Below are 25,783 nucleotides of genomic sequence, written 5' to 3'. Positions count from 1 at the left end.
GGCGGTCACCGTCCGCGAAGTTCGAGGGCGATGTCGATGAGCTGGTCCTCCTGACCGCCGACAAGCCGGCGTTGGCCGGCCCGCACCAGGATCTCGGGGCCGGAGACACCGTAGCGCTCGGCCTGGCGGTAGGCGTGGCGCAGGAAGCTGGAGTAGACGCCGGCGTAGCCCATGAGCAGGGCCATCCGGTCGAGCAGGCACTCCTGGTCCATCACCGGGGCGACGACGTCCTCGGCGGCGTCGAGCATCTTGAAGAAGTCGATGCCGGTCTCGATGCCGAGTTTGTCGCAGACGCCGACGAAGGCCTCGACCGGGGTGTTGCCGGCACCGGCGCCGAATCGCCTTGCGCTGCCGTCGATCTGCCTGGCGCCGGCGCGGTAGGCGATGACGGAGTTGGCCACGCCGAGACCCAGGTTCTCGTGGCCGTGGAAGCCGACCTGGGCGTCGGAGCCGAGTTCGGCGACCAGGGCGGAGACCCGGTCGCCGACCTGGTCCATGATCAGGGCGCCGGCCGAGTCCACCACGTAGACGCACTGGCAGCCGGCGTCGGCCATGATCCGAGCCTGTTGAGCCAGTTTCTCCGGCGGCTGGGAGTGAGCCATCATCAGGAAGCCGACGGTCTCCAGGCCCCGCTCGCGGGCCAGCCCGAAGTGCTGCACGGAGATGTCGGCCTCGGTGCAGTGGGTGGCGATGCGGCAGATCCGGGCCCCGTTGTCGGCGGCGATGAGAATGTCGTCCTTGACGCCGACGCCGGGCAGCATCAGGAACGCGATCTTGGCGTTTTTCGCCGTGGCCACCGCGGTTTTGATGAGCTCCTGCTCGGGGGTGTGGCTGAAGCCGTAGATGAACGACGAGCCGCCGAGCCCGTCGCCATGGGTCACCTCGATCACCGGCACGCCGGCGTCGTCCAGTGCGCCGACGATGTTGCGCACATCGTCCACAGTGAACTGGTGCCGCTTGGCGTGCGAGCCGTCCCGCAGCGAGGTGTCGGTGACACGGACGTCCATCGCTCAGCCCTTCGCCAGTTGCTCGCCGACCCGGGTGGCGGCGGCGGTCATGATGTCCAGGTTTCCCGAGTACGGCGGGAGAAAGTCGCCGGCCCCCTCGACCTCCACGAACACGCTGACCCGGGCCATGCCGCCGGTGGCGGCCGAGGGCGGGTCGAACTGGGGCTCGTCGAGCAGCCGGTAGCCGGGCACGTAGCCGGCGACCTCGGCGACCATGTCCCGAATGGACACTGCAACCAGCGCGGTGTCGGCGTCCTCAGGAATGGCGCAGAAGATGGTGTCCCGCATGACCATCGGCGGCTCGGCCGGGTTCAGCACGATGATCGCCTTGCCTCGTCGAGCCCCGCCGATCACCTCGATGCCGTGGCTGGTGGTCCGGGTGAACTCGTCGATGTTGGCCCGGGTGCCCGGGCCCGCCGACCGCGAGGACACGGTGGCGACGATTTCCGCGTAGCTGACCGGAACCGCACGGGAGACGGCCTTGACGATCGGGATGGTCGCCTGCCCGCCGCAGGTGATCAGGTTGACGTTGGGGGCGTTGAGGTGTTCGCCGAGGTTGACCGGCGGCACCACGTAGGGACCGATGGCCGCGGGGGTCAGGTCGATCGCCTTGATGCCGGCCGCCTCGTAGCGCGGGGCATTGGCGCGGTGCACGGCGGCCGAGGTCGCCTCGAACACCAGGTCCGGCCGCTCATCCTGGTCCAGCAGCCAGTCCACGCCGTCGGTGGACGTCTGGAGCCCGTGTTCCCGGGCCTGTTTGAGTCCTTCGCTGGCCGGGTCGATGCCAACCATCCACAGTGGATCGACGAGGTCGGAGCGGAGCAGCTTGTGCATCAGGTCGGTGCCGATGTTGCCGGAGCCGACGATCGCGGCCGTCGCGGTCACTGAGCGCCTCCGTTGAAGTTGAGGGAAACCCTTCCCAGCCCGGTGAAGTCGGCCTGGAAGCGGTCGTTCGGCCGGGCGTCGAAGGCCTTGGTGCACGAACCGGGCAGCACGATGTTGCCGGCCTTCAGGCGAACGCCGAAGTCGGCGACCTTGCGGGCCAGCCAGGCGACCGCGGTGACGGGATTGCCCAGCACAGCGTCGGATCGGCCCTCGGCCACCACTTCCCCGTTGCGTCTGAGCGTCGCCTCGATCTTGCGGATGTCCGGCGCCCCCGGCGGAACCCGGGCCGCGCCGAGCACGAAGCCGGCCGAGGACGCGTTGTCGGCGATGGTGTCGGCCAGGCCGATCTTCCAGTCGGCGATCCGGCTGTCGATCAGCTCGATCGCCGGCGCCAGGGCCGCGGTCGCCCGCAGCACGTCGTCCTCGGTGCAGCCCGCGCCCGGCAGGTCCGCGCCCAGCACGAAGCCGACCTCGACCTCCACCCGCGGCTGGCAGTACTTCAGCGTGGGCACGGAATTCCGCTCGTCCAGGGCCATGTCGTCGAGCAGGTGCCCGTAGTCCGGCTCGTCCACGCCCATCATCTGCTGCATGACCAGCGACGACAGCCCCACCTTGTGGCCCAGCACCGGCCGCCCGCGCCGGCGGATGTTGAGCAGCTGGATCTCGTAGGCGTCCACCACGTCGATGTCCGGCCAGCTCTCGGTGAGCGGCGGGATCGGCGCGCGGTCCCGCTCGGCGGCCCGCAGCCGGTCGGCCGCGTCGGCACGCTGGTCAGCGCTGAGCACCACGGGACCTCCTCGCCGCGGCGACGTGCCGGCCGGCCCGTCGACCCGAGTACACACAGTCGGCCAGCGACAAGCCGCTCACATACGAGTTGGAGCAGATGCCGACCGCGTTGCGGCCGGCGGCGTACAGACCGGCCACGGCATGGCCGTCGGCGGTCAGCACCTCGCCGCTGCCCTCGTCGACGACCAGGCCGCCGAGCGTGAGCATCGGGCACGGGTAGCCGATGGAACGCTTGATCGACACGTCGATCAGCGAAAACGGTGCTGTGCCGGCGAAATCGCCGATGGTGACGCCGGTGCGCCGGCTCAGCTCAGCCAAGGTCGGCGCGGTTGTTCGGGCCCGACCGAATAGGTAGTGGGTCTGCAACCGCTGGAACCACGTGGTCTGCCCGGGGATCTGCCGCTTGGCCTCGGCGAGGGTGGGCCCGTCGACCAGCAGCCAGCCCTTGCCGCCGTGCTCGGTGATCATGGCGTGCCCGACGGCCGCGCCGTAGCGGTGCAGGTCGCAGATCTCCTCGCCCCGCTCGTTGATGAGCCGGCCCTCCATCAGGGCGCTCGGCGGCGTGACGAACCGCCAGGCCGACACGTGGTCCAGTTTGGCTGTGGCGGCCCCGATCTCCGAGCCGAGGCGGATGCCGCTGCCGTCGTCGCCGAGGGTGCCCAGCGGCAGGCCACGCCGGTACGCGGGCGCGTGTTCCCGCATCATCACGGGATTGGCGACGAAGCCGCCGGCGCAGAGGATCACGCCGTCACGGGCGGAGACGGTGATCTCGGTGCCGTGCCGATTCTCGATACGGCGGATCGAGCGGTGCAGCCGTCGCCGCAGCGCCGGCACGTACAGGCCGGGCTTGGCGGCCAGCTTGCCCAGGAACTTGTGCAGCCGCGCGGGAAAACCGGTCAGCTGCCGGCAGACCACGCCGGTCACGCGGCCGTTCGGGTCGGTGACCAGCCGCTGCGCGGTGGTCTGCCGCATGATCCGCACGCCCCGGTCGACGGCCGCCCGCTCCAGCCGCTGGAACAGGAGTTTGCCCGAGGTGCCACGGCCGGCGGTGCGATGCCCACGGGGAGCCGGCTTGTCGTACAGGGTCTCGCTGCCGGAGTAGTAGAGGTAATGCCGGTCGGTCGGGTACGACGTCTTGTACGGGCAGACGCTGGCGGCGAAGGGCACGCCCTTGTCCTCCAGCCAAGCCAGCATGTCGGCGCTGTCGTCGCAGAAGGCGAGCAGGGTCTGGGCCGTGACGGCGTCGCCGACCTCGTGCGCGAGGTAGTCGTACATGGCGTCGGGTGTGTCGGTAATGCCGGCCTTGGCCTGCTGGGCGGTGCCGCCGCCGGCGTACACCACGCCGCCGGACAGCGCGGTCGCCCCGCCGCCGTCGAACCGGTCGAGCACGAGCACGTCCGCCCCAGCCTCGGCGGCCTCGATCGCGGCGCACGCGCCGGCCGCCCCGAATCCGACCACCACGACCCCGGCGAGCACCCGACCTCCCGAGTGGAACGTGTTTCAGTTTCTACCGGTCTCAACCATAGCGTTCTGGGCGTCCTTGTCTATAACCTGTTCTACATGCCAGAGTTCGACACCGTTGTCGTCGGCAGCGGGGCCGCCGGCATGACGGCCGCGCTGACCGCGGCCAAACGCGGCCTGAGCGCCGTCGTCCTGGAGAAGGCCGACCGGTTCGGCGGCTCGACCGCCCGCTCCGGCGGCGGCATCTGGATCCCCAACAACGAGGTGATCGCCCGGGACGGCGTGCGGGACAGCGCCGACGACGCCCGCGCCTACCTCGCGTCGATCGTCGGCACGGCCGCCTCGGCCGAGCGGCAGCGCGCCTACCTCGACCACGGTCCGGAGATGCTGTCGTTCGTGCTGGCCAACAGCCCGCTGCGGCTGCGCTGGGTCACCGGCTACAGCGACTACTACCCCGAGCAGCCCGGCGGCCGGCCACGCGGGCGGTCGGTCGAGCCGCGCCCGTTCGACGGGAACCTGCTCGGCGAGGACCTCCGACTGCTGGAGCAGCCGTACCTGCCGAGTCCGCTGCCGATCACCCAAGCCGACTACAAGTGGCTGACGCTGATCGCGCGCAACGTCCGCGGTCCCGTCCGCGCGGCCCGGGTCGGCGTGCGCGGGATCATCGGACGCCTGCGTGGGCAGCGGCTGTTGACGATGGGGCAAGCGCTTGCGGCCGGGCTGCGGGTGGGACTCCGCCAGGCCGGGGTGACCGTGGAGCTCGGCACGCCGATGGTGTCGCTGCTGACCGAGGACGACCGGGTCGTCGGCGTTGTCACGCCATCGGGCACCTACCGCGCGCGCTACGGGGTGCTGCTGGCCAGCGGCGGCTTCGAGCACAACGCGGCCATGCGGTCGAAGTGGCAGGACATCGGTACGGAGTGGACAGTCGGCGCGGCGTCGAACGAGGGCGACGGAATCCTGGCCGGGCAGGAACTCGGCGCGGACGTCGACCTGATGGATGACGCCTGGTGGGGACCGTCGATCCCGCTCAACCGCGGCCCGTACTTCTGCCTGTCGGAACGCACCCTGCCCGGCTGCATCCTCGTCAACGGCGAGGGGCAACGCTTCGTCAACGAGGCCGCGCCGTACGTCGACGCCGTGCATGCCATGCGGGACACCGGAAGCGTGCCGGCCTGGCTGATCTCCGACCAGCGCTACCGCGATCGCTACGTCTTCGCCAGCATTCCGCCGCGGCGGCCACTGCCCGGCAAGTGGTACAAGCACGGCGTCGTGCACAAGGCGGAGACATTGGCGGAGCTGGCATCGGCGATCTCCGTGCCCGAACAGGCCCTGCGAGACACCGTGTCCACCTTCAACGGCTACGCCAGAACCGGCAAGGACAAGGACTTCGGCCGCGGCGACAGCGCGTACGACCACTACTACGGCGATCCCCGGGTGCACCCCAACCCCAGTCTCGCCGAGCTGGTGAAGCCGCCGTTCTACGCGGTCCGGATCGTGCCCGGCGACCTCGGCACCAAGGGCGGTCTGTGCACCGACACCGAAGGCCGGGTGCTGCGGCCCGACGGTTCGGCGATTCCCGGCCTGTACGCTGCCGGCAACGCCAGCGCGTCGGTGATGGGCCACACCTACGCCGGCCCGGGCGCGACCATCGGCCCGGCGATGACCTTCGGTTACCTCGCGGCGCTGGCCATGTCGGCGGTGAAGGAGCAGCCCGGTGTCCATTGATCCCGAGATCGCCGTCGGCGCGTCCCTGGGCGTCCGCGAGTTCGAGTGGTCGTCGTCGGACGTGATCCTCTACCACCTGGCCATCGGTGCCACCGAGCTTCGCTACGCCTTCGAGCCGCAGCTCACCGTGCTGCCCACGTTCGGCATCGTCGCGCCCACGTTCCACATGACCGAGCCGCCGGCCGTGGTGTTCCCCGGCATCGACATCGACCTCGCGGACACCCTGCACGGCTCGCAGCAGATCACCGTGCACAACCTGCTTCCCGTTGCCGGCAAGGCCCGCGCCACCGGTCGGATCGCCGACGTCTACGACAAGGGCTCGGCGGCCGTGATCGTCACCGAGTACGAGGTCGCCGACCTCGCCGGCACCCCGCTCTACACCATGCGGTCGGAAATCTTCGCCCGCGGCCACGGCGGCTTCGGCGGCCAGCGCGGCCCGTCGGCCCGCACCACTGCCCCCGACGGCCCGCCGGACATCGTGCTCGTCACGAGCACCCTGCCGCAGCAGGCGTTGTGGTACCAGCTCTGCGGCGACCGCAACCCCCTGCACGTGGACCCCGACTTCGCCGCTCGCGCCGGCTTCCCCCGCCCCATCCTGCACGGCCTGTGCACCTACGGCATGGTGTACAAGTCCATTGTGGACCATTTCGGCACAGCGGTCCCCGAGTTCCAGGCTCGCTTCGCCGGCGCCGTCTTCCCCGGCGACACCCTCCGCACGCGCTTGTGGCACAACCGGTTCGAGACCTACGTCGATGACCGCCTGGTCCTCACCGGCGCCCACACCCCCGCGAGTCCCGCTCTCAGGCAGTCATGAACTCAACACATGGTTGCCTGAGAGCGGGACTCGCGAGAATCACCGGTCCCGGGTGAGCACGAGGCCGCTGGTGGGCACGCCGGTGCCGGCGGTGACCACGACGTTGTCCACGCCCCGGACCTGGTTGACGGAGCTGCCCCTGATCTGCCGGGTGGCCTCGGCGATGCCGTTCATGCCGTGAATGTAGGCCTCGCCGAGCTGGCCGCCGTGCGGATTCAGTGGAAGGGTGCCGGTGAGGCCGATGCGGCCGTCGGCGATGAACTCCTTGGCCTCGCCGCGGCCGCAGAAGCCCAGCTCCTCCAGCTGGATCAGCACGTACGGGGTGAAGTGGTCGTAGAGCACGGCGACGTCGATCTCGTCCGGCCCGAAGCCGGCCTGCCGCCACAGCTGCCGGCCGACCAGGCCCATCTCCGGCAGCCGGCTCATCTCGTCCCGGTAGTAGCTGCTCATCACGTACTGGTCGGCGGAACTTCCCTGCGCGGCGGCGGAGATCAGGGCCGGCGGCTGGGCGAGGTCCCGGGCCCGCTCGCGGCTGGTCACCACGATGGCGACGGCGCCGTCGCTCTCCTGGCAGCAGTCCAGCAGGTGCAGCGGCTCGGTGATCCAGCGCGAGGCCTGGTGGTCGGCCAGGGTGATCGGCCGGCCGTGGAACCACGCCTTCGGGTTGGTGGCGGCGTGTTCCCGCATGGTCACGGCGACGCGGCCGAAATCCTCGCTGGTGGCCCCGAATTCATGCATGTACCGCCGCGCGACCATCGCCACGGTCGAGGCCGGCGTGCCCAAACCCATGGGATACGACCAGCTGTTGTCCACCCCGGACGAGGTCGGCATGGTGGCGGCGGCCGTGGCGAACTGGCCGAACCGGTGGCCGGACCGCTCGTTGAAGGCCCGATAGCAGATCACGACCTCGGCGATGCCGCTGGTGACGGCCATGGCCGCCTGCTGCACGGTCGCGCAGGCCGCGCCGCCGCCGTAGTTGATGCGGCTGAAGAAAGTCAACTCCGGCACGCCGAGTTCCCGCGCGACGGCGATCTCGGCGTTGCTGTCCATGGTGAACGACACGAGACCGTCCACTTCGGACGGCTTGAGCCCGGCGTCGGCCAGCGCCGCCAGGGACGCCTCGGCCGCGAGGCGAAGTTCGCTGCGGCCGGAGTCCTTGGAGAACTCGGTGGCCCCGATGCCCACGATCGCGGCGGTCATGGCAGCACCACCCGGACCGTGCCGGTGACGTGGTCGCCGAGGCTGTTGCGGCCGACGACCGCGACAGTGGCCTCGGATCCCTGCTGCTCGGTGACATGCCCGCTGAGGGTCAGCGTCTCCCCGGCGTAGCAGGGGACGCCTAGCTTGATCGACACGTTGCGGACGAAGGCGTCCGGCCCGGCCCAGTCGGTGACGAACCGCTGCACCAGCCCGGTGGTGGTGAGGATGTTGAGGAAGATGTCCTGGGAACCCCGCTGCACGGCCTTGTCCCGGTCGTGGTGCACGTCCTGGAAGTCCCGGGTGGCCAGCGCGGTGCTGATCACGAACGTGGGCGTCACGTCGATGGTGAGCTCCGGTAGCTGGGTCATCGCACCTCCCAGGCCGGCAGCGTGAACTCGCCGGACGGCACGAACCGGACCCGCACCGGCAGCCCGACCTTGACCTGTTCGGGGTCGATGTCCATCAGCTCGCCCAGCATCCGCACGCCCTCCTCCAGCCCCACCAGGGCGATGACAAACGGCGTGCGCTTGCCCGGCACCTGCGGATGGTGGTGCACGACGTAGCTGTACACCTCGCCGAGTCCACTTGAGACGATGTGCGTCGGGCCCAAAGCGTTGCAGCGCGGGCACATCGGGCCCGGGGGATGTCGCAATGCCCCGCAGGCCGAGCACTTCTGGATCCGCAGCTCGCCGATCTTGGCGCCGGCCCAGAAGAACTCGGTGTCCCGGCTGACCATCGGCGGCACCGACACGCCGGCCGCCGGCTTCGGCTTGAACTTCAGCACCCGGAACATCATCTCGCCCACCGGCTCGTCGCCGGACCACCAGGTGCTGCGGGTGGTGACGAACCAGCCCTCGCCCAGCCCGGTCCGCTTGGGGCCGACGACGTCCTCCAGCCGACTGGTCACCGCCAGCCGCTCCCCCGGCTTCAGCAGCCGGTGGTAGGTCTGCTCGCTGTTGGTGGCGACCACGGAGGTGTAGCCGGCGGCGTCGAGCACGTCGATCATCCGGCCCAGCGGGTCGTCCGCGCTGCGGCCCGGGTGCAGGCCGCCCATGGTCCACACCTGGATCATCGCCGGCGGCGCGACAGCCGGGTACGACGGGTTGGCGTCGCCGAGTGCCTCGGTCCAGTTGTTGATCATCGGCTCGTTCACCGGGTCGCGGGCCAGCCGCGGCGTGCACTCGCCCTGCTCGGCCAGTTCCCGTGCGGTGGCCAGAATCTCCTGGGCGCCGGTCATCGCGGCACCCGGGGCAGCCCGAGCCCGGCGGTGGCGATCAGTTCCCGCTGCACCTCGTCCACGCCTCCTCCGAAGGTCAGCACCAGGTTGCGCTTGGCCTGCACGTCCAGCCAGCGCACCAGGTCCGCGGTGTCCCGGTCGGCCGGGTCGCCGTGCCGGCCGACGATCTCCTCCAGCTCGGCGGTGATCGTCTGGGTCCGGCCGGAGGCGAACACCTTGGTCGCCGACGCGTCCGCGACCCGGTCCATGCCGGTCGACCGGGAGCCGGCGACCTGCCAGTTCAGCAGCTCGTTGACCCGCACGACCGCCCGGACCCGGGCCAGTGTGGTGGCGACGTCCACATGGGACAGCAGGTCGTGCTTGGCCGCCCAGTCGTACACGCGGTCGTGCAAGGCGGCCATCCGCCCGGCCGGGCCGAGCATCACCCGCTCATGGTTGAGCTGCGTGGTGATCAGCCGCCAGCCGGCGTTCTCCTCCCCCACCAACCGGTTCGCCGGCACCCGGACATCGTTGTAGTAGCTGGCGTTCACGTGGTGCGCGCCGTCGCAGGTGATGATCGGCGTCCACGAGAACCCGGGGTCGGCGGTGTCCACGATCAGGATGGAGATGCCCTTGTGCTTGGGCGCAGCCGGATCCGTCCGGCAGGCCAGCCACACGAAGTCGGCGTCGTGCGCGCCGGTGGTGAATATCTTCTGCCCGTTGACGACGTACTGGTCGCCGTCGCGGACCGCCCTGGTGCGCAACGAGGCCAGGTCGGTGCCCGCGCCGGGCTCGGTGTAGCCGATGGCGAAGTGCAGGTCGCCGGACAGGATTCGGGGCAGGAAAAAGGCTTTCTGCTCGTCGGTGCCAAACGCTTGCAGCGTCGGGCCGACGGTCTGGAGCGTCACGTACGGCAGCGGCACGTCGGCCCGTGCCGCCTCGTTGACGAAGACCTGCTGCTCGATCTCGCCGAAGCCGCGGCCGCCGTACTCGACCGGCCAGCCGACACCGAGCCAGCCGTCGCGGCCCATGCGCTTGACCACGTCCCGGTAGATCTCGCCGTGCCGGACGGTCAGCATTGTCTCGCGTTCGGCCGGCGTCAACAAGCCGGAGAAGTAGGCGCGCAGCTCGTCGCGGAGCTTCCGTTGCGCGGCGGTCAGTTCGATGTGCACAGCGCCTCCAGACGGTGGCGTGCGCCGCCGATCGAGCGCACCAGGTCCTTGGCGAGCGAGTAGTAGCGGTGCAGTGGGTAGGTGACGTCGAGGCCGAGGCCACCGTGCAGGTGGTGGCAGGTCCTGATGGCCGGCAACAGTTCCTCGGCCACCCAGTGCGCGGCGATGTCCACATCGGACTCGGCGTCGAGCCCTTCGGACAGCCGCCAGCACGCGGACCAGGTGGCCAGGTGCAGGGTTCGGGCCGAGATGTAGACGTCGGCGATCTGCTGGGCCACGGCCTGGAAGGTGGCCAGCGGCCGGCCGAACTGCTCGCGGGTCGCGACGTGCTTCCTGGTCAGCTCCAACACCGCCGCCAGCAGGCCGTCGGCGGTGGCACAGGCGCCGGCCAGGGCGAATCGGTGCAGGTCGGTCAGCCCGTCGAAGGTCCGCTCGTACGGCACGTCGACCAGGTGCAGGCTGAACTCGGGGTGGCCGCTGGAAGTGGGGGCGGGATGTGGCGTGACGCCGGGCGAGGCCGGGTCGACGAGTGCGACGGCGGTACCCTCGTCGGTGGACACCGGCACCAGGATCCGGTGCGTGGCAACGGCATCCGGCACCCCGATCTTCACCCCGTTGACCACACCGCCACGTGCCGTGGTGCGCGGCCGTGACGTCATGGGATCGGACGGTTCGTGCAGCGCGGCGGTCACCAGGGCGCCCTCCGGCACCTCGATGCCGTGCCGGGCCAGCGGCAGCACGCCCAGGGCCAGGCCGGGCAGCGACACGGCGGCGCGGCCGGCCTCGGCCAGCACGACCATCGCGCTGAGCACGTCCATGTCCGGCGTGACCAACGTGGACCAGGCGGCCTCAGGGGCGTCGCGGAACACGTCGGCGGCCACCTCGCGGAGGGTGACCCGCGTGTCGTCGAGCGTGAAGTCCACCCGCACCCCCTAAACTGGAACGTGTTCTAGTTCTAGCGCAGTGTCAGCCCCTGGGCAAGCCCAGCAGCCGTTCTCCGGCCAGCGTGAGCAGCACCTGCTCGGTGCCGCCGGCGATGCTCAGGCACCGGGTGAGCAGGAACTCGTGGCTGCGGCCGCCGGTGACCGCGCCCAGCGGCCCGTCGAGATCCAGGGCCGTCTCGGCCACGTTCTGCCGGTGCCGGACGCCGACCAGCTTGTGCACGCTGGAGGCCGCGCCGGGGTCCAGGTCGGCCAGCCGGCGCAGCGTGGACCGCAGGTCGAGCACCGACAGCGCCAGGCCCTCGGCGACCAGCGCGCCGACTCGTTCCGACGGCTCGACGGCGGCCAGAACGCGTTCCACTTCCTCGCCGATGGACGAGCCGCGGCTCATCGCCACCCGCTCGTTGGCCAGAGTGGTCCGGGCCAGCTTCCAGCCGCCGTCGACCGGGCCGACCACGCACTCGTCCGGCACCACCACGCCGTCCAGGAACACCTCGTTGAACCGGGCCTCGCCGGTGATCTCCCGCAGCGGCCGGATGTCGATGCCGGGGGTGCGCATGTCGACCAGGAAGTACGTGATGCCACGGTGTTTGGGCACGTCAGGATTGGTGCGGGCGAGGCAGATGGCCCAGTCCGCCGCGTCGGCCAGCGAGGTCCAGACCTTCTGTCCGGTGAGCCGCCAGCCGCCGTCGACCCGCTCCGCCCTGGTGCGCAGCGAAGCCAGGTCGGAGCCGGCGCCGGGCTCGCTGAACAGCTGGCACCAGCTGATCTCGCCACGCAGCGTCGGCCCGGCGAACCGGTCGCGCTGGGCCTCGGTGCCGTGGGCGAGGATCGTCGGCACCGCCCACCAGCCGATCACCAGGTCCGGCCGGACCACGCCGGCCTTGTCCAGCTCCTCGTCGATGATCAGCTGCTCGGTCGGGCCGGCGTCGAGACCGTGCGGGCGGGGCCAGTGCGGGGCCAGGAACCCGCTGTCCGCCAACTGCTTCCGCTGGTCCTCGGCTTCGGCGATGACTCGGACGGCCTGTTGGACGTCGGTGCGGTCGGCGTCGATGTCGAGCCGGAGGGTCCGCCGGTGGCCGGCCTTGGCCAGCTCGGCGACCCGCAGCCGCCAGCGGGCCGTGCCGCCGAGGAGCTGGCGGGTCGAGACGGCGCGGCGCAGGTAGCGGTGGGCGTCGTGCTCCCAGGTGAAGCCGATGCCGCCGAGCACCTGGATGCAGTCCTTGGCGTTGGCCACCGCGGCGTCGATCGCGATCGCGGCGGCGGTCGCCGCGGCCAGTGGGAACTCGGCCGGCTCCTGGTCGTAGGCGCGGGCCGCGTCCCAGGCCACGGCGGCGGCCCGCTCGGACCGGCACAGCATCTCCACACACAGGTGCTTCACCGCCTGGAAAGCCCCGATGGGCTGGTCGAACTGGGTGCGGATCTTGGCGTAGTCGACGGCTGTGCGCAGGCACCAGTCGGCGATGCCGGCCGCCTCGGCGGCGGCCAGCGTGGCCAGGATGTCCTCGACCGGCAGTGGTCCCAGCCGCTGATCGTCAGTGATCGTGCCCACCCGCGGAAAGCCCAGCGGGCGGTGGAGATCCACCGGGTCGGCGGGGTCGATCACGACGTGTTGCAGGGCCCAGTCGTCACCGTCCCTGACCAGCATGGGTCCGGTTTCCCCCAGGGCAAGAGGTCCACAGTGGACCGCCACGGAGACGCTGCCGTCGGCGATACCGGGCAACAGCTTCGCGGCCAGTGGGTGGTCGGGGACTCTGGCCAGGGCGACGGCGGCGGCGAGGGTGGGCAGGACCGGGCCTTCGGCCAACAGCTCCGCGGTCGCCTCGACGGCGACGGCCAGGTCGGCGACCGGGTTGCCGAGGCCGCCGGCCTCCTCGGGCAGGGCCAGGCCGAACAGGCCCAGCGCGGCCAGCTCCGGCCAGCTCGGGCCGGCCTTGAGCACCGCGTCGCGCAGCTGTCGCCCAGCGTCATCGATGACCATCGACATCGGCCGATAATAGAACGTGTTCCAGTTGACTGGACTGCTCCAGCCGGGCGACGGGCGTCCGGGTGAGGGTCCCAGTCAGGCCGGTGAGTGGGTGACGTCACGAGAACGTGAAAATGAAACACGTTCCGATCGTGTAAGTTGAGTGCGACAACGAGTGCTGCAGGGGGCTTGATGGCTGCGACGCCACGCCAGATCGCCGAGGAGGAACTCGGCTCGTCGGCCCAGCGGGACCGGCGGCGGCGGATCATCGACGCGACGATCGCCCTGGCCTCCAAGGGCGGCTTCGAGGCCGTGCAGATGCGGGCCGTGGCCGAGCGGGCCGACGTCGCGCTGGGCACGCTGTACCGGTACTTCCCGTCCAAGATCCACCTGCTGGTCTCCGGCCTGGGCGCGCAGCTGGACCGGGCCCTGGACCGGATGCGCCGGGCCCCCATCCCCGGCGACACGCGGGGAGAGCGCATGCTGCACGTGCTCAGCCGGATCACCCGGAACATGCAGCGGGACCCGCACCTGGCCGAGGCCATGACCCGGGCCTTCATGTTCGCCGACACCTCCGCGGCCACCGAGGTCGACCACGTCGCCCACCAGCTCGAGGAACTGTTCACGCTGGCCCTGGGCAAGGACGAGCCCTCCGAGGAGGACAAGGCCATCGCCCGGGTGATCGGCGACGTGTGGCTGTCCAACCTGGTCGCCTGGGTGACCCGGCGCGCCTCGGCGACCGACGTGACCAACCGTCTGGAGCTGACGGTTCGGCTACTGATGCGCGACTGACCGGGCCGCTAGCCTTCGTCATGTGACGCGCACGCTGCTCCGCTCCGCCGCCTTCCTTGACGTCGCCGCCGGCGAGATCGTGCACGACGACGTGCTGATCGACGGGGACGTCATCGGGTCGGGGACCCAGGCCGACGAGACGGTGGACTGTCGGGGAACGCTGTTGGTCCCCGGCTTCATCGACTGCCACACCCACGTCGCCCTCACCCAGGCCCTGGGCAACGACTCGATCGACCTGCCCCGCTCCGTTCGCCCCCTGTCGGCGGTGCCCGTGCTCCGCACGCTGCTGGGCCTCGGCGTCACCACGGTCCGCGACGCCTGGGGCGCGGACGCCGGGCTTCGACTGGCCGTGGAGCGGGGCTGGATCGACGGGCCGCAGCTGCTCATCTCGCTGCGCCAGGTCTGCACCACCGGCGGCATCGGCGATCACTGGACGCCGGCGACCGGACCGTACAACGGCTACAGCGACCCGTCCATGCCCAATCCCGTGTTCGACGGCCCCGACGGCGCGCGGGCCGCCGTCCGCCGCATGGTGCAGGCCGGGGCCGACTGGATCAAGGCCACCATCACCGGCTCCATCGTCGCCGGCACCGGCGTGCACGACGTGCAGTTCACTCCGGAGGAGATGCAGGCCCTGGTCTCGGAAGCCGCCAGCCGACGGCGAAACGTCATGGTGCACGCCCATGGGGCCCGCGGCGCCGAGCTCGCCGCCCGCTGTGGGGCTCGCAGCATCGAGCACGGCGTCTACCTCGACGAAGCGGCCGTGGCCGCCATGGTCGAACACGACACCTACTACGTGCCAACGCTTTCCGCCAAGGGCAGCCCCGAGCACCTGCGGTCGGTGCGGCTGGCGCTGGAGGCCGGCGTGCCGATCGCCATGGGCTCCGACAATCCCGTCACCCCGCATGCCAACGTCCTCAACGAGATCACCTTGCTGGCCCAGGCCGGCCTCGGCTCCGTCGGCGCCCTGCGCGCCGCCACCCTCAACGCCGCCCAGCTGCTCCAACTCGACGACCGCGGCGAGATCGCCGTCGGCAAACGGGCCGACCTCGTTCTGCTCGACGGCGACGACCTCGCCGTCGACAACCTGGCCTCCCGCATCAAAGCTGTGTGGCGCAACGGAAAGAGGTTCCGCTGACCATGGCCGCCATCAAGGACCTCGTCGTCGACTGCCGCCATCCCGCCTCGTTGGCCCGGTTCTGGGCCGCCGTCCTCGATGACCACGCCGTCGCCCCGTACGACGAGGCCGCCCTGGCCCAACTGCGCGTCCAGGGCATCACCTCCCCCGAGGACGATCCCACCGTCCTGCTGACCGGTTTCCCGCGCATCTGGTTCCAGCTCGTGCCCGAGTCCAAGGTCGTCAAGAACCGCATGCACCTCGACCTCCGCACCGACGACCCCACCGAGCTCGACCGCCTCACCTCCCTCGGGGCCACCATCACCGCTCGCCGCCCGGACTGGGTGGAGCTGACCGACCCCGAGGGCAACGAGTTCTGCCTGTTCACGGACCGGTGGCTCGGCTCGGTGGGTTGACCCGGTAATTGATCCTCGCTGGTGGGTCGGGCTGGCCCCGCGGTTCAACTGTGTGTGGGCTTGTCGATCCGAGGTGTTGGTCATCCGTGAGCGGATCTGCCTGATCGCCCGGGCGTCCCCCGTCGACTGGGGTATCACCGCGTTCGCCACGTGGTCGCTGTCCACGCCAGTTCAGCACCTACTCGACCGCGGCAGCGGGTTGGCCCGTGCCACGATCGGGAACCACCGCGAAGAACCTTCCGCCGGGCAGGACCTCCACTGAGCTGCCGCGCATGGGGGCTGAGCTTTCCTCGGAGGATCAATCCAGTCTTGTTGTCCCCGGCGGTGAGGGATTTCCCCCGGTTCGGCGGTCGCGGTAAATCGGGTTGCCCGTTTCGCCTTCCCTCGGGGCTGATCGTGCAAGATCCGTTTCGAAGTCCATCGACATGAGGTACTAGTGTCATGTGGACAGTGGAAGCCGATCGTCCACATGACACAGAGGTAACTTGGAGACATGGAGGCGTTACCCGTGAAAATGGGCAAGATCAGGACTGCTTTGGTGGTTGGGGTCGCCGGGGTCAGCATTTCGCTGCTGACCGCTGGTACCGCGTCCGCCGTGGAGGTGCCGATCGCGGGTCCGTACCCCACCTTCGACGCGTGCGTACTGGCCTTGCGAGCTTTGCCGCCGGTGCAGGGTGAGCAAGGTCGGGAGTGCGACACCGGCAACGACGGCTGGTACGTGCTGTCCGACATCCCGGTGAAGTGAGTCCCATCGCTGGGTTCGCGCTACGAGCCCGTTCCTGAACCGTAGGCATCGATCGCGCGTTCCGCTCGCCGTGACTGCGGTGGTCGGTGCCGTTGAGGGCGAAGTACCGCAGTGCCACGAACTTCGGTGCGGGGAGAAGTTGTCGGCGATGACGTGCAAGCTTCTCCCCAAGCCACCGGGCGCACAGGCTCTTGGGCAGGTCGAGGAACTCCCGGTGGCGTTTGCGGTCGCGGATGTGGGCGCGCCGGCACCTAGTGGCTCGTCATGCAACCATGGTCGGGTAACGCGCCCAGGTCCGGATCGGTGAGTCAGTGGCGAACCCGGTCTTGGCCTGGGCGCGTGCGTTGCGCCAGCGGACGTAGGCCGCGATTGCGGCGTTCTGCTCGGCGTGGCTGCGATGGTCGGTCCCGTTGAGCGCGAAGTACCGCAGCGCGGCGAACTCGGCCTCGATCCAGTTCAACCACGACCCGTAGGTCGGCAGGAACACCAACTCGGCCCGGGTCACCCGTTGCAGCTTGCGGCCTTCCTCCATCGACAGCGCCCGGACGAACACCTCGGGTCGACGAGCCACAACCACCTCCCGCACTTGGCCAGCGGGACCAGCCTCGCCTACCGACGGCGAAGATCAATTAGCGGGTCGAGGTTCCGAGACGAGGCACTAGCCAGCTGCCGCCCACCCGAATTCCGGTGCACCATCGTTGATCTTCACCGACCAGTGGCTGTGGTGGATCAGCCTATGGTGCTGCCCGCAGAGCAGCACGAGGTTGTCGACGCTGGTGGGTCCGCCGTCTGCCCAGTGGATCACGTGGTGTGCGTGACATTGGCGTGGTCTTCGATGACACCCGGGGAAGGCGCATCCCCGGTCTCGGATGATCAACGCCCGGCGGATCTGGGTAGGGATCGTTCGGGTGGCACGGCCGATGTCCAGGGGCTGTGACTGGGCTCCCAGGATCACGCGGAGGACGGTGCTGTCGCAGGCGAGGCGGCGGGTGGAGGCGGCGTTGAGCGGCCCGGACCCGTCCATCTCGGCCGTGCCCCGCTGAGCGAAGAAGTCTTTGAGCGGCATGGTCAGCGCGAGGTGGGGCTTCTCGCCGCCCTCATCGGGCAGGCTGTCGCTGCCGGCCGCGAGGTCGATGATCTCGGCGAGGGCATCGCCCTGACGCTGCGCGGTGGTGCGAGTGTCGTCAGCGGAGGCGGGCTTGGCCAGGGGGCTGAGCATCGCTTCCAGCGTCGCGCCGCTTTCCGGGTCGAGCTTGCCCCGGAACACCATGGAGCCGTCGCGCCGGTTGGTGTAGTGGAATTCCCTGGCGGGCTCGGCCAGGTCTGGGTCGTCGGGTTCTTTGCCGTCCTGGTCGAGCAGTTGCAGAATCCGCTGCCCGAGCATCCGCAGCACCGCCCCATCGAACACGCGCGCCTTGTCCAGCAGTTCCGCCTCGACCTTGTCCCGGTCAGGCTCGGGCGCTTCAGCCAGAGTCTTGTCCAGCACGGTCAGGTGCTGCTTGCTGAGCACCCCCGCCCGCGCCGCGTCGTGGATGCCTTGACGTCGGAACAGCAACGCGTGCCGCAGCAGATCCCGCGCCTCCGCCCGAGTGATCTTCCACCGCGCCGCCAGATCCGCCACCAGCGCCCGCTGGTCATCCTTGCCTTGTGCGGTGCGGTTCCATAGCTCTGATACCAGTTCGACCTGCCGCACGTACTCCGCGCGCAGCCGGTCCTGGCTCTGTCGGCCGGCGGCCCACAGCGATCCCTCGTCCATGCGCCACCACTCGGTGTCGGCGGTCAGGGTCGCTTCCATACCCCCGATTCTACCGCCTCACAGTGATCGATTTCTGTTGTGGGGCAAGGATTACCTGTGTGGGTGACAAAACCAGACAAGCGCTTTCCCGCCTAGCTGCGGCGGGCTGGTAACCATTCCCGGCCAACGGTGACTGCGCGGTGCGGACGCCCGAACCACACCCCACAACAGGCAACCCACCCCACAGCAAGGCGAACAACCAAGCCCGACCCCCACCCAGTCCACAGCCATCCCTAGACGCAACCCCACAACCAACCGCCGGCAAACCGTCCAACGCCACCACCCGCCAACGGCAACCGCGCGGTGCGGACACCCGACCCACACCCACCCACTCCCCCAGGGAACAGAACCAAACGTTTGACAGACCCCGTATACCTAGGAGCGGCGGGCGAGGGTGGCCATGTCGGCAGCTATTCCTTCCAGGTACTGGGTTTCGCCGGTGGAGGCGAACCAGTCCCAGAGCTCCAGGGCGTGGTAGAGGGTGTACAGGGGCATGCGGTCGTCGGGGGTGGAGCCGTAGCCGGAGAGCAGGGCGGAAAGCTTGGTGGGATCGGAGCGGACGGCGTAGTAGTCGGCCTTGGCCAGATCGAGCCAAGGGTCGCCGGCGAGGGCGTTCTCGATGTCGATGAGGCCGGTGATGGCGCCGTCCTGGACGAGGAGGTTGCCCTCGTGGATGTCGTTGTGGCAGAGGACGGGTGCCGGGCAGCGGGCGAAAAGGTCGCAGTGGCGGGCTACATGGGTCTGGACGAGGTCGTGCAGTGCGGGATCGCCGCCCAGTTCGAGGAACTCGCTGAGCTTCCTGGCGAACTGGCGGCCCATGTAGGAAGTGTTGTCGGGAACGGGATCCAGGACACGGGTGGTGAGGTAGCCGAAGGCGGGTTGGGGAATGGCGTGGATGGACGAGAGCAGGCGGCCCAGTTGGTGGTAGATGGAGGCGATATCGGGAACGGGGGTCTCGGAAAGAGGGGTGCCGGGCAGGCGGGTCATGACGGTGAACGCACGGCCGATGAGAGACGTGGACGGCTCGATGCGGAGGATGGTGGGGACAGGAGTGATGCCATGGGCGGACAGGAGGCGGTAGACGTGGGCCTCCTTGGCCTGTTTCCAGCGCCACTTCTCGTCGTAGACCTTGACGATGGCGGACAGGTCGCCGGCCTGGACCTCGAACACCGAGCTGAGCTGACCGCCGGTCCGGGGCACGACGGCGGTGATGTCGGCATCGGGCCACAGGGGACGAAGCATCTGGTTGGCCTGGAAGAGATCCACCATCAGGTCAGGGTGGCACGGGGCGGCAAGCGAATATCAGCGCAGAGTGGGGACCTCGGCGTTGGGGTGCCAAGTAAGGGTGGCGCCGGCGGACCAGGGGGCGGCCAGCTCGGCGGCGAACCGCACGGTCGCGTCCCACGACAGGCAACGGTCCCCGGCCCACACCGAGAAGGCGTAGAACCAGCTGTCCAGACGGTCGTAGGGCACGGAATGGCGGGCGTACATGTTCTCGCCGCACACCCGCCACCCCGCCGGGATCGCGCTCGCCACCTTGCCGTGCAACGACTTCACCCACGCCCGCGACGGGTGGTGGGCCGAGTCGAGCGACCGGGCGTGCAGACCGTCCCGGTACAGCGTGGTGTTCTCGCCGTCCAGCTTCTCCGTCACGACGACCTCACGACCCGCGAACCCCGACAGGTCGGTGGTCCGCAGGTCGTCGGCGGCCGCGCCCGGCGACCACGGCAGGTGCGGCGTGCGCGGATAGTGGATCCTCACCCGGTGAGAAAACCACACCGGGGCCGGTCGGCCCCACCGAAAATCCTCAGCCCACCTTGAAACCCGGGGTGAGCACCAGGCTGGCCAGCTGGTCGCCGGTCAGCGGCGGCGTGGCCAGCCCGGGCAGGTTGGAGCTGAAATAGTCCTTGCTCTGGGCCAGGTACACCACGGTGCCGTCGGAATAACGGTATGCGGCAACGGAGTCGATGCGCTTGTCGGCGGTGTGGGCGATGAGGCCGACGGCCTTGTCCCCCACCTGCTTGACGGCGCAGTCGCCGCCCACCCCCCAAAAGGCCTGTGCCGCCTTGCAGATGTCGGTGGGAATGTCGTTGCCCGGGGCGTACACCTCGACGAGCACCCGACCGACGCCGGCCCCGCCGTTGACCGACGCGACCGGCTCGATCCCCTCGTAGCTCCAGGTGTTGGTGTCCCAGTTCTCGACCTGCGCCTGGTGCGTGCGCAGCGCGAACGCCGCCCCGCGCAGCTGCTGGTCGGTCGCCGGCGCGACGGTGGACGGCAGGACGCCGTCCAGGGTGGTCAGCAGCTGCACGCTCTTGTCGTTCTGCGGCCCGTTGGCCTGGGTGCGGTCGCCGTGCTCGGTCGACGACGTCGGCGCGGGGGTGGTGGACGTGGGCGTGGCCTGCGCGGCCATCCCCACCAGCGTCCGCGGCGCGTTGATTGTGAACGCTCCCGCCACCAGCGCGATCACGGCCACCCCGACACCGAGACCAGCCAGGTTGGCCCGACGCGCGCGACGGGCCTGCTGGGCCTTGGTCAACGCCGCGTCCGCGGTCACGGGTCGCGGCGGCACAGCGTCGGTCATCGCGTCCCGGAGTGCTTCCCGCAGGTCCTGCTCGTTCACGCGCCCCTCCTCGAACTCAGTGGTGTGACGTTCAGCAGTGCGCGCAGGGCCTGTAGCCCGCGCGCGGCCTGGCTCTTGACCGTGCCCTCGGAGCACTCCAGCAGCCGGGCCGTGTCCTCGACGGACAGGTCCTCCCAGTACCGGAGCACCAGCACCGTCCGCTGCCCGGCCGGCACCTTGGCCAGGGCCGCCAACAGGACCAGCCGGTCCTCCGGCGCGGTCCCCGGGCCGGGCCGGTCGTCGTGCTCGGCGGTGACGTGCTCGCGGCGGAACCAGCCCAGCCGACGCTCCGACAGGAACGCCCGGACCAGCACCTGGCGGGCGTAGCCGTCCAGCGCGTCCAGGTCGGTCAGCCGGTGCCACCGCCGGTACAGCTTGGTGAAGGTCACCTGGGTGAGGTCCTCGGCACGGTGCCAGTCGCCGCACAGCAGGTACGCGGTCCGCTGCAGGCTGTCGGCCTTGGCCGTGACGAACTGCGCGAACGCGATGTCACGATCGGCCATGTCCCCCTCCGTGTCGTCGGTTCCACCCATGAACACGCTCGTGGAGCCGGGCGGGGTTGCATCGCCACGGACGGGCTGGGTCAGCCGGCGATCAGGATCAGCAGCCCGAGGCCGGCGAGGATCACGCCGAGGGGGCGGCGGCCGCGCCAGAAGGCGAGCGCGCCGATGGCCAGCGGCACCAGCCCGGCGAAGCGGATCGCCTCGGGCGGGGCAAGGCCGGCCACGATGCCGCCGAGAATGCCGGCGGTCACGACGCCTCCAGGTGCATTCCCGCACCCTAGCCCGGCTGACCGGAGGGGTACAAAACTCGACCCGAATCCGACCGCCGGCGTGCCGGGGCCGCCCGGCGCTGCCTACCGTGATCACGGGGATCCACCCGTGAGAGAGGCAATTCGAGTTGAGACGTGTGCTGTCCGCCGCCGCGATCGTCGCGGCCGCCGTGGTCACCTTGGGGAACGCAGCCGCCGTCGGCGCGGCCCTCCCGCACCAGACCATCGTCTGGGGCTCCTGTTCGGGCACCACGCTGGACAACGCCGGCGCACAGTGCGGCACCCTGCAGGTGCCGCTTGACCACGCCAATCCCGGCGGCGCGAAGCTGACGCTGGCGCTGTCCCGGTTGACGCACAAGGCTTCCAGTCCGTACCAGGGCGTGATGATGGTGGCGCCGAACATGCTCGGCGGCACCGGCTACGAACAGGCCGCGCTCGGGCAGCAGCTCCCCGGCGCGGACGGCTATGACTGGGTCGGCTTCGCCCGCCGTGGCCTCGCGCCGAGTGTGCCGGCGCTGTCCTGCGAGCCGAACTACCAGGACTTCAACCGGCCGCCGTACAAGCCGACCGCACCGGCCTTCGAGGTCGACTGGCTCAACCGGGTGCAGGGCTACGCCGACGCCTGCGGCCAGGCCCAGCCGGATCTGTTGCAGCACATGAAGACCACCGACGTGGCGGCCGACATGGAGGACATCCGGCAGGCGCTGGGCGTGAGCCAGCTCAGCCTGTACGGGCAGTCCTACGGCACCTACGTCGGCGAGGTGTACAGCACGCTGCACCCGCTGACCGTGCAGCGGATGGTGCTCGACAGCCCGATCAACCCGGACGAGGTCTGGTACCGGGCGGCCAACTTCGACCAGAACCCGGGGCTGGAGCGGAACTTCCTGCTCTGGTTCGACTACCTGGCCGCCAATGACGGCACGTACCACCTCGGCGCCACGCGGGCGGCGATCCAGCAGGTGTGGGCCGACCAGATCGCCAAGGTGACGGCCCACCCGGCCAACGGCCTGATCGGCCCCTCGGAGTTCGCCGACACCTTCCTGGTGACGCCGTACTTCCAGGCCACCTGGCCGCTGTTCGCCGGCATCTTCGCCCGGTACGTGGCCAGTGGCGACGCGACCGAGATCCAGGCCACCTACTCGCAGTTCTTCCAGCACGGCAACGACAACGTGTTCGCCACGCTGCTCGCGCAGACCTGCACCGACGCGCCGTGGCCGAGCGACTGGGCGAAGTGGCGGGCCGACACGGTGGCCAGCGACGCGCAGGCGCCCGACACCACGTGGGGCAACACCTGGGCCAACGCGCCGTGCCGGGTGTGGCCGGCCAGGGCCGGCAACCCCGTGCCGGTGCTGGGTTTCGCGGTGCGCAGCGTGCTGGTGCTGGAGAACTCGCTGGACGCTGTCACTCCGCTGTCCGGCGCATTGACGGTGCGCCAGCGGTATCCGCACTCGGCGCTGGCCACCGTGAACGGGGCCATCACCAACGGCGTCGTGCCAGGCACGAATGTCTGCGTGAACACGGTGCTGGGCAACTACCTCAGCAGCGGAACCCTGCCGACCCGCAAGGCCGGCAACGTCTCCGACACGGAGTGCGCCGCCTGACCTGTTCGGCCTAGAACGCCGCCTCGATCTCGGTCGGGGCGGCGTTTTCCGTTCTGGTCTAGACCAAATCTGTCAAGGGTGAACGCTTCGCGCGAGGATCGTTCACTGTCACGATGGGCGGACGCCGCCACGGCCGATCACGTCATTACCCCTGCGATGACTGTGAGGAAAGATCATGGCGAAGACACCCCTGCGCCTGGCCGGATTATCCGCACTGGTGCTGAGTGGGCTGCTCGTCGCGGCCCCGCTGGCCACCGCCGGCACCCGGCCGGCCGACGCGCCGATGAGCCCGTCCGCGACCTGCACGCAGAAGAGCACGCTGGCCGGCACCCACCTGTCCGACCTGCAGATCGCCCAGTACGCCCGCAACAACGGCGGACTGCACGGCAACGGCCTGGTCATCTCCATCGCGGTGGCGCTGGCCGAGAGCCAGGGCTGGACCAAGGCGGTGCTGATCAACACCGACTGCAGCCACGACCGCGGCGTGTGGCAGATCAACTCGCGGTGGCACAGCGAGGTCTCGGACGCCCAGGCGTTCAACCCGGTGACCTGCGCCCAGGCCGCGGCCCGGATCTCGTCCAACGGCAGCGACTGGACGCCGTGGACCACCTACAACAACGGCGCCTACAACCAGTTCATGTCCCGGGCTCGGACGGCCGCGTCCCAGGCCGGCGGCTGAGCCGCCAGCCGCGCGCCGGCCGTCAATGACGACGGCCGGCGCGCACCCGGTCAACGCCAGTCGAACCGGTAGGCGCGGTAGGTGTTCACGCCGGTCGGGAACTTGGCGTTGAACACGACGGCCCCGTTCCGGTCGAACTCGGACAGGTAGGGCAGCGCGCCCCAGCCTACGAACGTCCGTCCGCCCGGCTCCGGCTGCGCGTTGCCCTGCGACGTGGCCTGCAATCCGGCTGGCTGGTTCTCCGTGCGCACCAGGGTCGCCGTGTGCTTCTGGAAGTCCAGCTTCACCAGGACAACCCGACTGTAGGGGTACTCGGAGACGACCCCCGTGCCGGTGTTGGCCGTGCCGGCGGCCTCGTTGTCGAAGAAGGTGTAGTACCCGTTGCCGAGCGGCTCGGGATCGTGCTGCCAGGAGACGAGAGCCCCAGCGCTGTTGAGTTCCTGTCCGGTCACGGCGAACGAGCTCGCCTTTCCGCCCAGCTGCCACCGGATTCGGCCGTCGTGGCGCGAAACCTCGTAGGCGGCCCAGGTGTCGCGGGCGTCGATCAGCAGGTTGTCGCCGTCCTGCTTGACGGCGTTGATGTGGAACCAGTCCCACGGCGTGTTCGGCGAGGCCGGCAGCGGCTGCTCGCTCTGCGAGTACGGCACGTGGTCGGCGGCGTTCCACTGGAACAGCACCTTGCCGGTGGCGATGTCGATCTCCTGCACCACGCCGTCGACGACCTGCTGGCTGGCCGGCCCGCCGATCGAGGTGAGGTCGGCGGTGGACTGCCGGTAGGCCAGGATCAGCGCTGTGTTCCTTGGTGTGATGACGAATTCGTGCCCGTCGGCCTGATAGCCGTTGCCGGCCCGGACCTCGCCGATCTTGTGGTAGCCGGCGTCATAGATCTCGTCGACGCCGACCGCGAGGCCGCCCAGTCCGGTGCCCTGCCACCAGGTCAGCACCGGCATGCCGTGGAGGGTCTGCTTGCGGAAGTCCGTCGCCGCCTGCCCGGTCGGCACGGTGTGCGACCACACCACCCTCTTGCCGTCAGGGCTGAGGATCTCCACGCCGTTGGCGTAGGTGCTGGACGTCGGCGTGATGAAGATGTCGCCGTGTCCGGCGCCGGGGGCGTCGGTGAGCACGGCGAGGGGCGGCAGCTGCGGGTCTGCGGCCGCGGGTGCGGCGGGCACGACGACCGCGGCGGTGAGGACGGCCGCCGCGAGGATGTACTGGCGCATGGCTGGCGACGGTAGAACGCGTTGTCCAGCAACGAAAGCGCGTTCAGAGTGTGGGAACTAGCGGGAATGCCTGGACAACATGGTGCTGTGCAGCACCTCGACGTGCCGGCAGATGACCGCCACCGCGGCGACGGCGTCCCGCCGCTCGATGGCCGTCACGAGTTCACCGTGCTCCCGGTTGGACTCGTGCAGGTATTCCATGGGATACGGCAGGTAGTAGCGGTAGAGCTCGCGCACGACCGCCGCGTACCGGCCGACGCCGACGGCCAGGCCGCTGGCCTCGACGACCGCCAGGTGGAACCGCGCGTCCAGCTCGTGGAACTCGGCCCAGCCGGAGGCCTTGTCCATCAACGAGACCAGGTCTCGCAGCTCCGCGACGGCGAGGTCGTCCCGGCTCACGGCGGCGAGATGCACCAGGCCTGTCTCCAACGCCAGCCGGTGGTCGATCAGCTCGTGCATCTCGGCCGCGCCGCCGGTGTAGGCGGCGATCTCGGCCACCACGCCCATAGCCGGCTCGGGGGCGACCAGGGTGCCGCCGCCGCGGCCGCGCCGGCGCTCCAGCACGCCGGCGAAGCACAGCGACTCCAGCGCCCGCCGGACGGTGATCTCCCCGACCCCGAGCGCGACGGCGATCTCCGGGCCGGGCGGCAGCGGCTCGCCCGGAGCGAGCAGGCCCAGCTCCACCGCCAGCGCGATCCGCGCCCGCACCGTGTCCAGCGCGGACAGCCGGCGGATGCCGGTCAGTGCGGGGCCGGTCAGCGCCGGGGCGCTCAGGCGGTCCATGCCGGCCACCATACCGGCTAAAACCGCTCATAATGAGCAGTTCTTGTGAAAGTGTTCAGCTTGG

27 protein-coding genes are annotated in these 25,783 nt (G+C 70.0%); 8 read left to right on the top strand and 19 right to left on the bottom strand.

Annotated elements, in window-relative coordinates:
- Positions 1–5: 5 nt before the first annotated feature.
- From dmpG to JJ691_RS03930, 4 genes are read right to left on the bottom strand one after another with little or no spacing between them, the layout of a single operon-like run.
- The gene (dmpG, locus tag JJ691_RS03945) at positions 6–1,007 is read right to left on the bottom strand and encodes a 4-hydroxy-2-oxovalerate aldolase (RefSeq protein WP_211767438.1); all 1,002 of its coding nucleotides are present in this window, start codon (positions 1,005–1,007) and stop codon (positions 6–8) included.
- Positions 1,008–1,010: 3 nt separating this feature from the next.
- Positions 1,011–1,892, bottom strand: coding sequence for an acetaldehyde dehydrogenase (acetylating) (locus tag JJ691_RS03940; RefSeq protein ID WP_211767437.1), 882 nt, complete (start codon positions 1,890–1,892; stop codon positions 1,011–1,013).
- Positions 1,889–2,680 (bottom strand): 2-keto-4-pentenoate hydratase, encoded by a 792-nt coding sequence (locus JJ691_RS03935; protein ID WP_211767436.1) that lies wholly within the window; start codon positions 2,678–2,680, stop codon positions 1,889–1,891. The genes JJ691_RS03940 and JJ691_RS03935 overlap by 4 nt, the downstream gene beginning before the upstream one ends.
- On the bottom strand, positions 2,664–4,154 hold the full coding sequence (locus tag JJ691_RS03930) for an FAD-binding protein (protein ID WP_211767435.1): 1,491 nt from the start codon (positions 4,152–4,154) through the stop codon (positions 2,664–2,666). Before JJ691_RS03930 ends, JJ691_RS03935 begins: the two co-directional genes overlap by 17 nt.
- A gap of 84 nt (positions 4,155–4,238) precedes the next feature.
- Here JJ691_RS03930 and kstD point away from each other — a divergent pair, with 84 nt between their 5' ends.
- Together kstD and JJ691_RS03920 are read left to right on the top strand one after the other, a co-directional pair.
- Positions 4,239–5,867, top strand: a complete 1,629-nt coding sequence (kstD, locus tag JJ691_RS03925; RefSeq protein WP_211767434.1) for a 3-oxosteroid 1-dehydrogenase — start codon at positions 4,239–4,241, stop codon at positions 5,865–5,867.
- Positions 5,857–6,681 carry a MaoC/PaaZ C-terminal domain-containing protein gene (locus tag JJ691_RS03920; RefSeq protein ID WP_211767433.1) on the top strand — a complete coding sequence of 275 codons (825 nt, stop codon included), beginning with the start codon at positions 5,857–5,859 and terminating at the stop codon, positions 6,679–6,681. Before kstD ends, JJ691_RS03920 begins: the two co-directional genes overlap by 11 nt.
- 39 nt (positions 6,682–6,720) lie before the next feature.
- Here JJ691_RS03920 and JJ691_RS03915 read toward each other — a convergent pair whose 3' ends face one another.
- From JJ691_RS03915 to JJ691_RS03890, 6 genes are read right to left on the bottom strand one after another with little or no spacing between them, the layout of a single operon-like run.
- A complete protein-coding gene (locus JJ691_RS03915; protein ID WP_211767432.1) occupies positions 6,721–7,881 on the bottom strand; it encodes a lipid-transfer protein in 1,161 nt (386 codons plus the stop codon).
- The gene (locus JJ691_RS03910; RefSeq protein ID WP_211767431.1) at positions 7,878–8,249 is read right to left on the bottom strand and encodes a MaoC family dehydratase; all 372 of its coding nucleotides are present in this window, start codon (positions 8,247–8,249) and stop codon (positions 7,878–7,880) included. Before JJ691_RS03910 ends, JJ691_RS03915 begins: the two co-directional genes overlap by 4 nt.
- Positions 8,246–9,118, bottom strand: coding sequence for a bifunctional MaoC family dehydratase N-terminal/OB-fold nucleic acid binding domain-containing protein (locus JJ691_RS03905; RefSeq protein ID WP_211767430.1), 873 nt, complete (start codon positions 9,116–9,118; stop codon positions 8,246–8,248). Before JJ691_RS03905 ends, JJ691_RS03910 begins: the two co-directional genes overlap by 4 nt.
- Positions 9,115–10,269 carry an acyl-CoA dehydrogenase family protein gene (locus tag JJ691_RS03900; RefSeq protein WP_211767429.1) on the bottom strand — a complete coding sequence of 385 codons (1,155 nt, stop codon included), beginning with the start codon at positions 10,267–10,269 and terminating at the stop codon, positions 9,115–9,117. The genes JJ691_RS03905 and JJ691_RS03900 overlap by 4 nt, the downstream gene beginning before the upstream one ends.
- Positions 10,254–11,192: an acyl-CoA dehydrogenase family protein gene (locus JJ691_RS03895; protein WP_211767428.1), complete on the bottom strand. Its 939-nt coding sequence runs from the start codon at positions 11,190–11,192 to the stop codon at positions 10,254–10,256. The genes JJ691_RS03900 and JJ691_RS03895 overlap by 16 nt, the downstream gene beginning before the upstream one ends.
- Before the next feature lie 43 nt (positions 11,193–11,235).
- Positions 11,236–13,197 carry an acyl-CoA dehydrogenase gene (locus tag JJ691_RS03890; RefSeq protein ID WP_211767427.1) on the bottom strand — a complete coding sequence of 654 codons (1,962 nt, stop codon included), beginning with the start codon at positions 13,195–13,197 and terminating at the stop codon, positions 11,236–11,238.
- Positions 13,198–13,368: 171 nt separating this feature from the next.
- Here JJ691_RS03890 and kstR point away from each other — a divergent pair, with 171 nt between their 5' ends.
- From kstR to JJ691_RS03870, 4 genes are all read left to right on the top strand, one after another.
- Positions 13,369–13,968, top strand: coding sequence for a cholesterol catabolism transcriptional regulator KstR (gene kstR / locus JJ691_RS03885; protein WP_211767426.1), 600 nt, complete (start codon positions 13,369–13,371; stop codon positions 13,966–13,968).
- Positions 13,969–13,990: 22 nt separating this feature from the next.
- On the top strand, positions 13,991–15,106 hold the full coding sequence (locus JJ691_RS03880; protein ID WP_211767425.1) for a metal-dependent hydrolase family protein: 1,116 nt from the start codon (positions 13,991–13,993) through the stop codon (positions 15,104–15,106).
- Positions 15,107–15,108: 2 nt separating this feature from the next.
- Entirely contained in the window at positions 15,109–15,501 is a 393-nt protein-coding gene (locus JJ691_RS03875) for a VOC family protein (RefSeq protein WP_211767424.1), read from the top strand.
- Between the two features lie 493 nt (positions 15,502–15,994).
- Positions 15,995–16,246, top strand: a complete 252-nt coding sequence (locus JJ691_RS03870) for a hypothetical protein (protein WP_211767423.1) — start codon at positions 15,995–15,997, stop codon at positions 16,244–16,246.
- Positions 16,247–16,508: 262 nt separating this feature from the next.
- On the opposite strand, the gene JJ691_RS03865 is transcribed toward JJ691_RS03870, so the two are convergent.
- The 7 genes from JJ691_RS03865 to JJ691_RS03835 all read right to left on the bottom strand — a co-directional run bounded on the left by JJ691_RS03865 (position 16,509) and on the right by JJ691_RS03835 (position 21,418).
- Positions 16,509–16,817, bottom strand: coding sequence for a hypothetical protein (locus tag JJ691_RS03865; protein ID WP_211767422.1), 309 nt, complete (start codon positions 16,815–16,817; stop codon positions 16,509–16,511).
- A gap of 87 nt (positions 16,818–16,904) precedes the next feature.
- A complete protein-coding gene (locus JJ691_RS03860) occupies positions 16,905–18,041 on the bottom strand; it encodes an HNH endonuclease signature motif containing protein (RefSeq protein ID WP_211767421.1) in 1,137 nt (378 codons plus the stop codon).
- Positions 18,042–18,416: 375 nt separating this feature from the next.
- Entirely contained in the window at positions 18,417–19,310 is an 894-nt protein-coding gene (locus JJ691_RS03855; RefSeq protein WP_211767420.1) for a phosphotransferase family protein, read from the bottom strand.
- A gap of 33 nt (positions 19,311–19,343) precedes the next feature.
- Complete coding sequence (locus tag JJ691_RS03850; protein WP_211767419.1) at positions 19,344–19,802, bottom strand: RNA ligase family protein; 459 nt, start codon at positions 19,800–19,802, stop codon at positions 19,344–19,346.
- 46 nt (positions 19,803–19,848) lie between these two features.
- Positions 19,849–20,664, bottom strand: a complete 816-nt coding sequence (locus JJ691_RS03845; RefSeq protein WP_211767418.1) for a hypothetical protein — start codon at positions 20,662–20,664, stop codon at positions 19,849–19,851.
- Entirely contained in the window at positions 20,661–21,167 is a 507-nt protein-coding gene (locus tag JJ691_RS03840) for a SigE family RNA polymerase sigma factor (RefSeq protein ID WP_211767417.1), read from the bottom strand. The genes JJ691_RS03845 and JJ691_RS03840 overlap by 4 nt, the downstream gene beginning before the upstream one ends.
- An 80-nt stretch (positions 21,168–21,247) precedes the next feature.
- The gene (locus JJ691_RS03835) at positions 21,248–21,418 is read right to left on the bottom strand and encodes a hypothetical protein (RefSeq protein WP_211767416.1); all 171 of its coding nucleotides are present in this window, start codon (positions 21,416–21,418) and stop codon (positions 21,248–21,250) included.
- Positions 21,419–21,573: 155 nt separating this feature from the next.
- On the opposite strand from JJ691_RS03835, the gene JJ691_RS03830 reads away from it, so the two are divergent.
- Both JJ691_RS03830 and JJ691_RS03825 read left to right on the top strand, forming a co-directional pair.
- Positions 21,574–23,037: an alpha/beta fold hydrolase gene (locus tag JJ691_RS03830; RefSeq protein WP_249228182.1), complete on the top strand. Its 1,464-nt coding sequence runs from the start codon at positions 21,574–21,576 to the stop codon at positions 23,035–23,037.
- Positions 23,038–23,212: 175 nt separating this feature from the next.
- Positions 23,213–23,716 (top strand): hypothetical protein, encoded by a 504-nt coding sequence (locus tag JJ691_RS03825; RefSeq protein WP_211767414.1) that lies wholly within the window; start codon positions 23,213–23,215, stop codon positions 23,714–23,716.
- Between the two features lie 50 nt (positions 23,717–23,766).
- Here JJ691_RS03825 and JJ691_RS03820 read toward each other — a convergent pair whose 3' ends face one another.
- The gene (locus JJ691_RS03820; RefSeq protein WP_211767413.1) at positions 23,767–24,936 is read right to left on the bottom strand and encodes an arylsulfotransferase family protein; all 1,170 of its coding nucleotides are present in this window, start codon (positions 24,934–24,936) and stop codon (positions 23,767–23,769) included.
- Positions 24,937–24,993: 57 nt separating this feature from the next.
- The gene (locus JJ691_RS03815; RefSeq protein WP_211767412.1) at positions 24,994–25,719 is read right to left on the bottom strand and encodes a FadR/GntR family transcriptional regulator; all 726 of its coding nucleotides are present in this window, start codon (positions 25,717–25,719) and stop codon (positions 24,994–24,996) included.
- Between the last annotated feature and the right edge of the window lie 64 nt (positions 25,720–25,783).

Origin of the sequence: Kutzneria sp. CA-103260 (genome assembly GCF_018263855.1) — a bacterium.
In the GTDB taxonomy this organism is placed as follows: domain Bacteria; phylum Actinomycetota; class Actinomycetes; order Mycobacteriales; family Pseudonocardiaceae; genus Kutzneria.
Note: the sequence above shows the minus strand (reverse complement) of the source record. Positions and strands in the feature narration are given on the sequence as shown.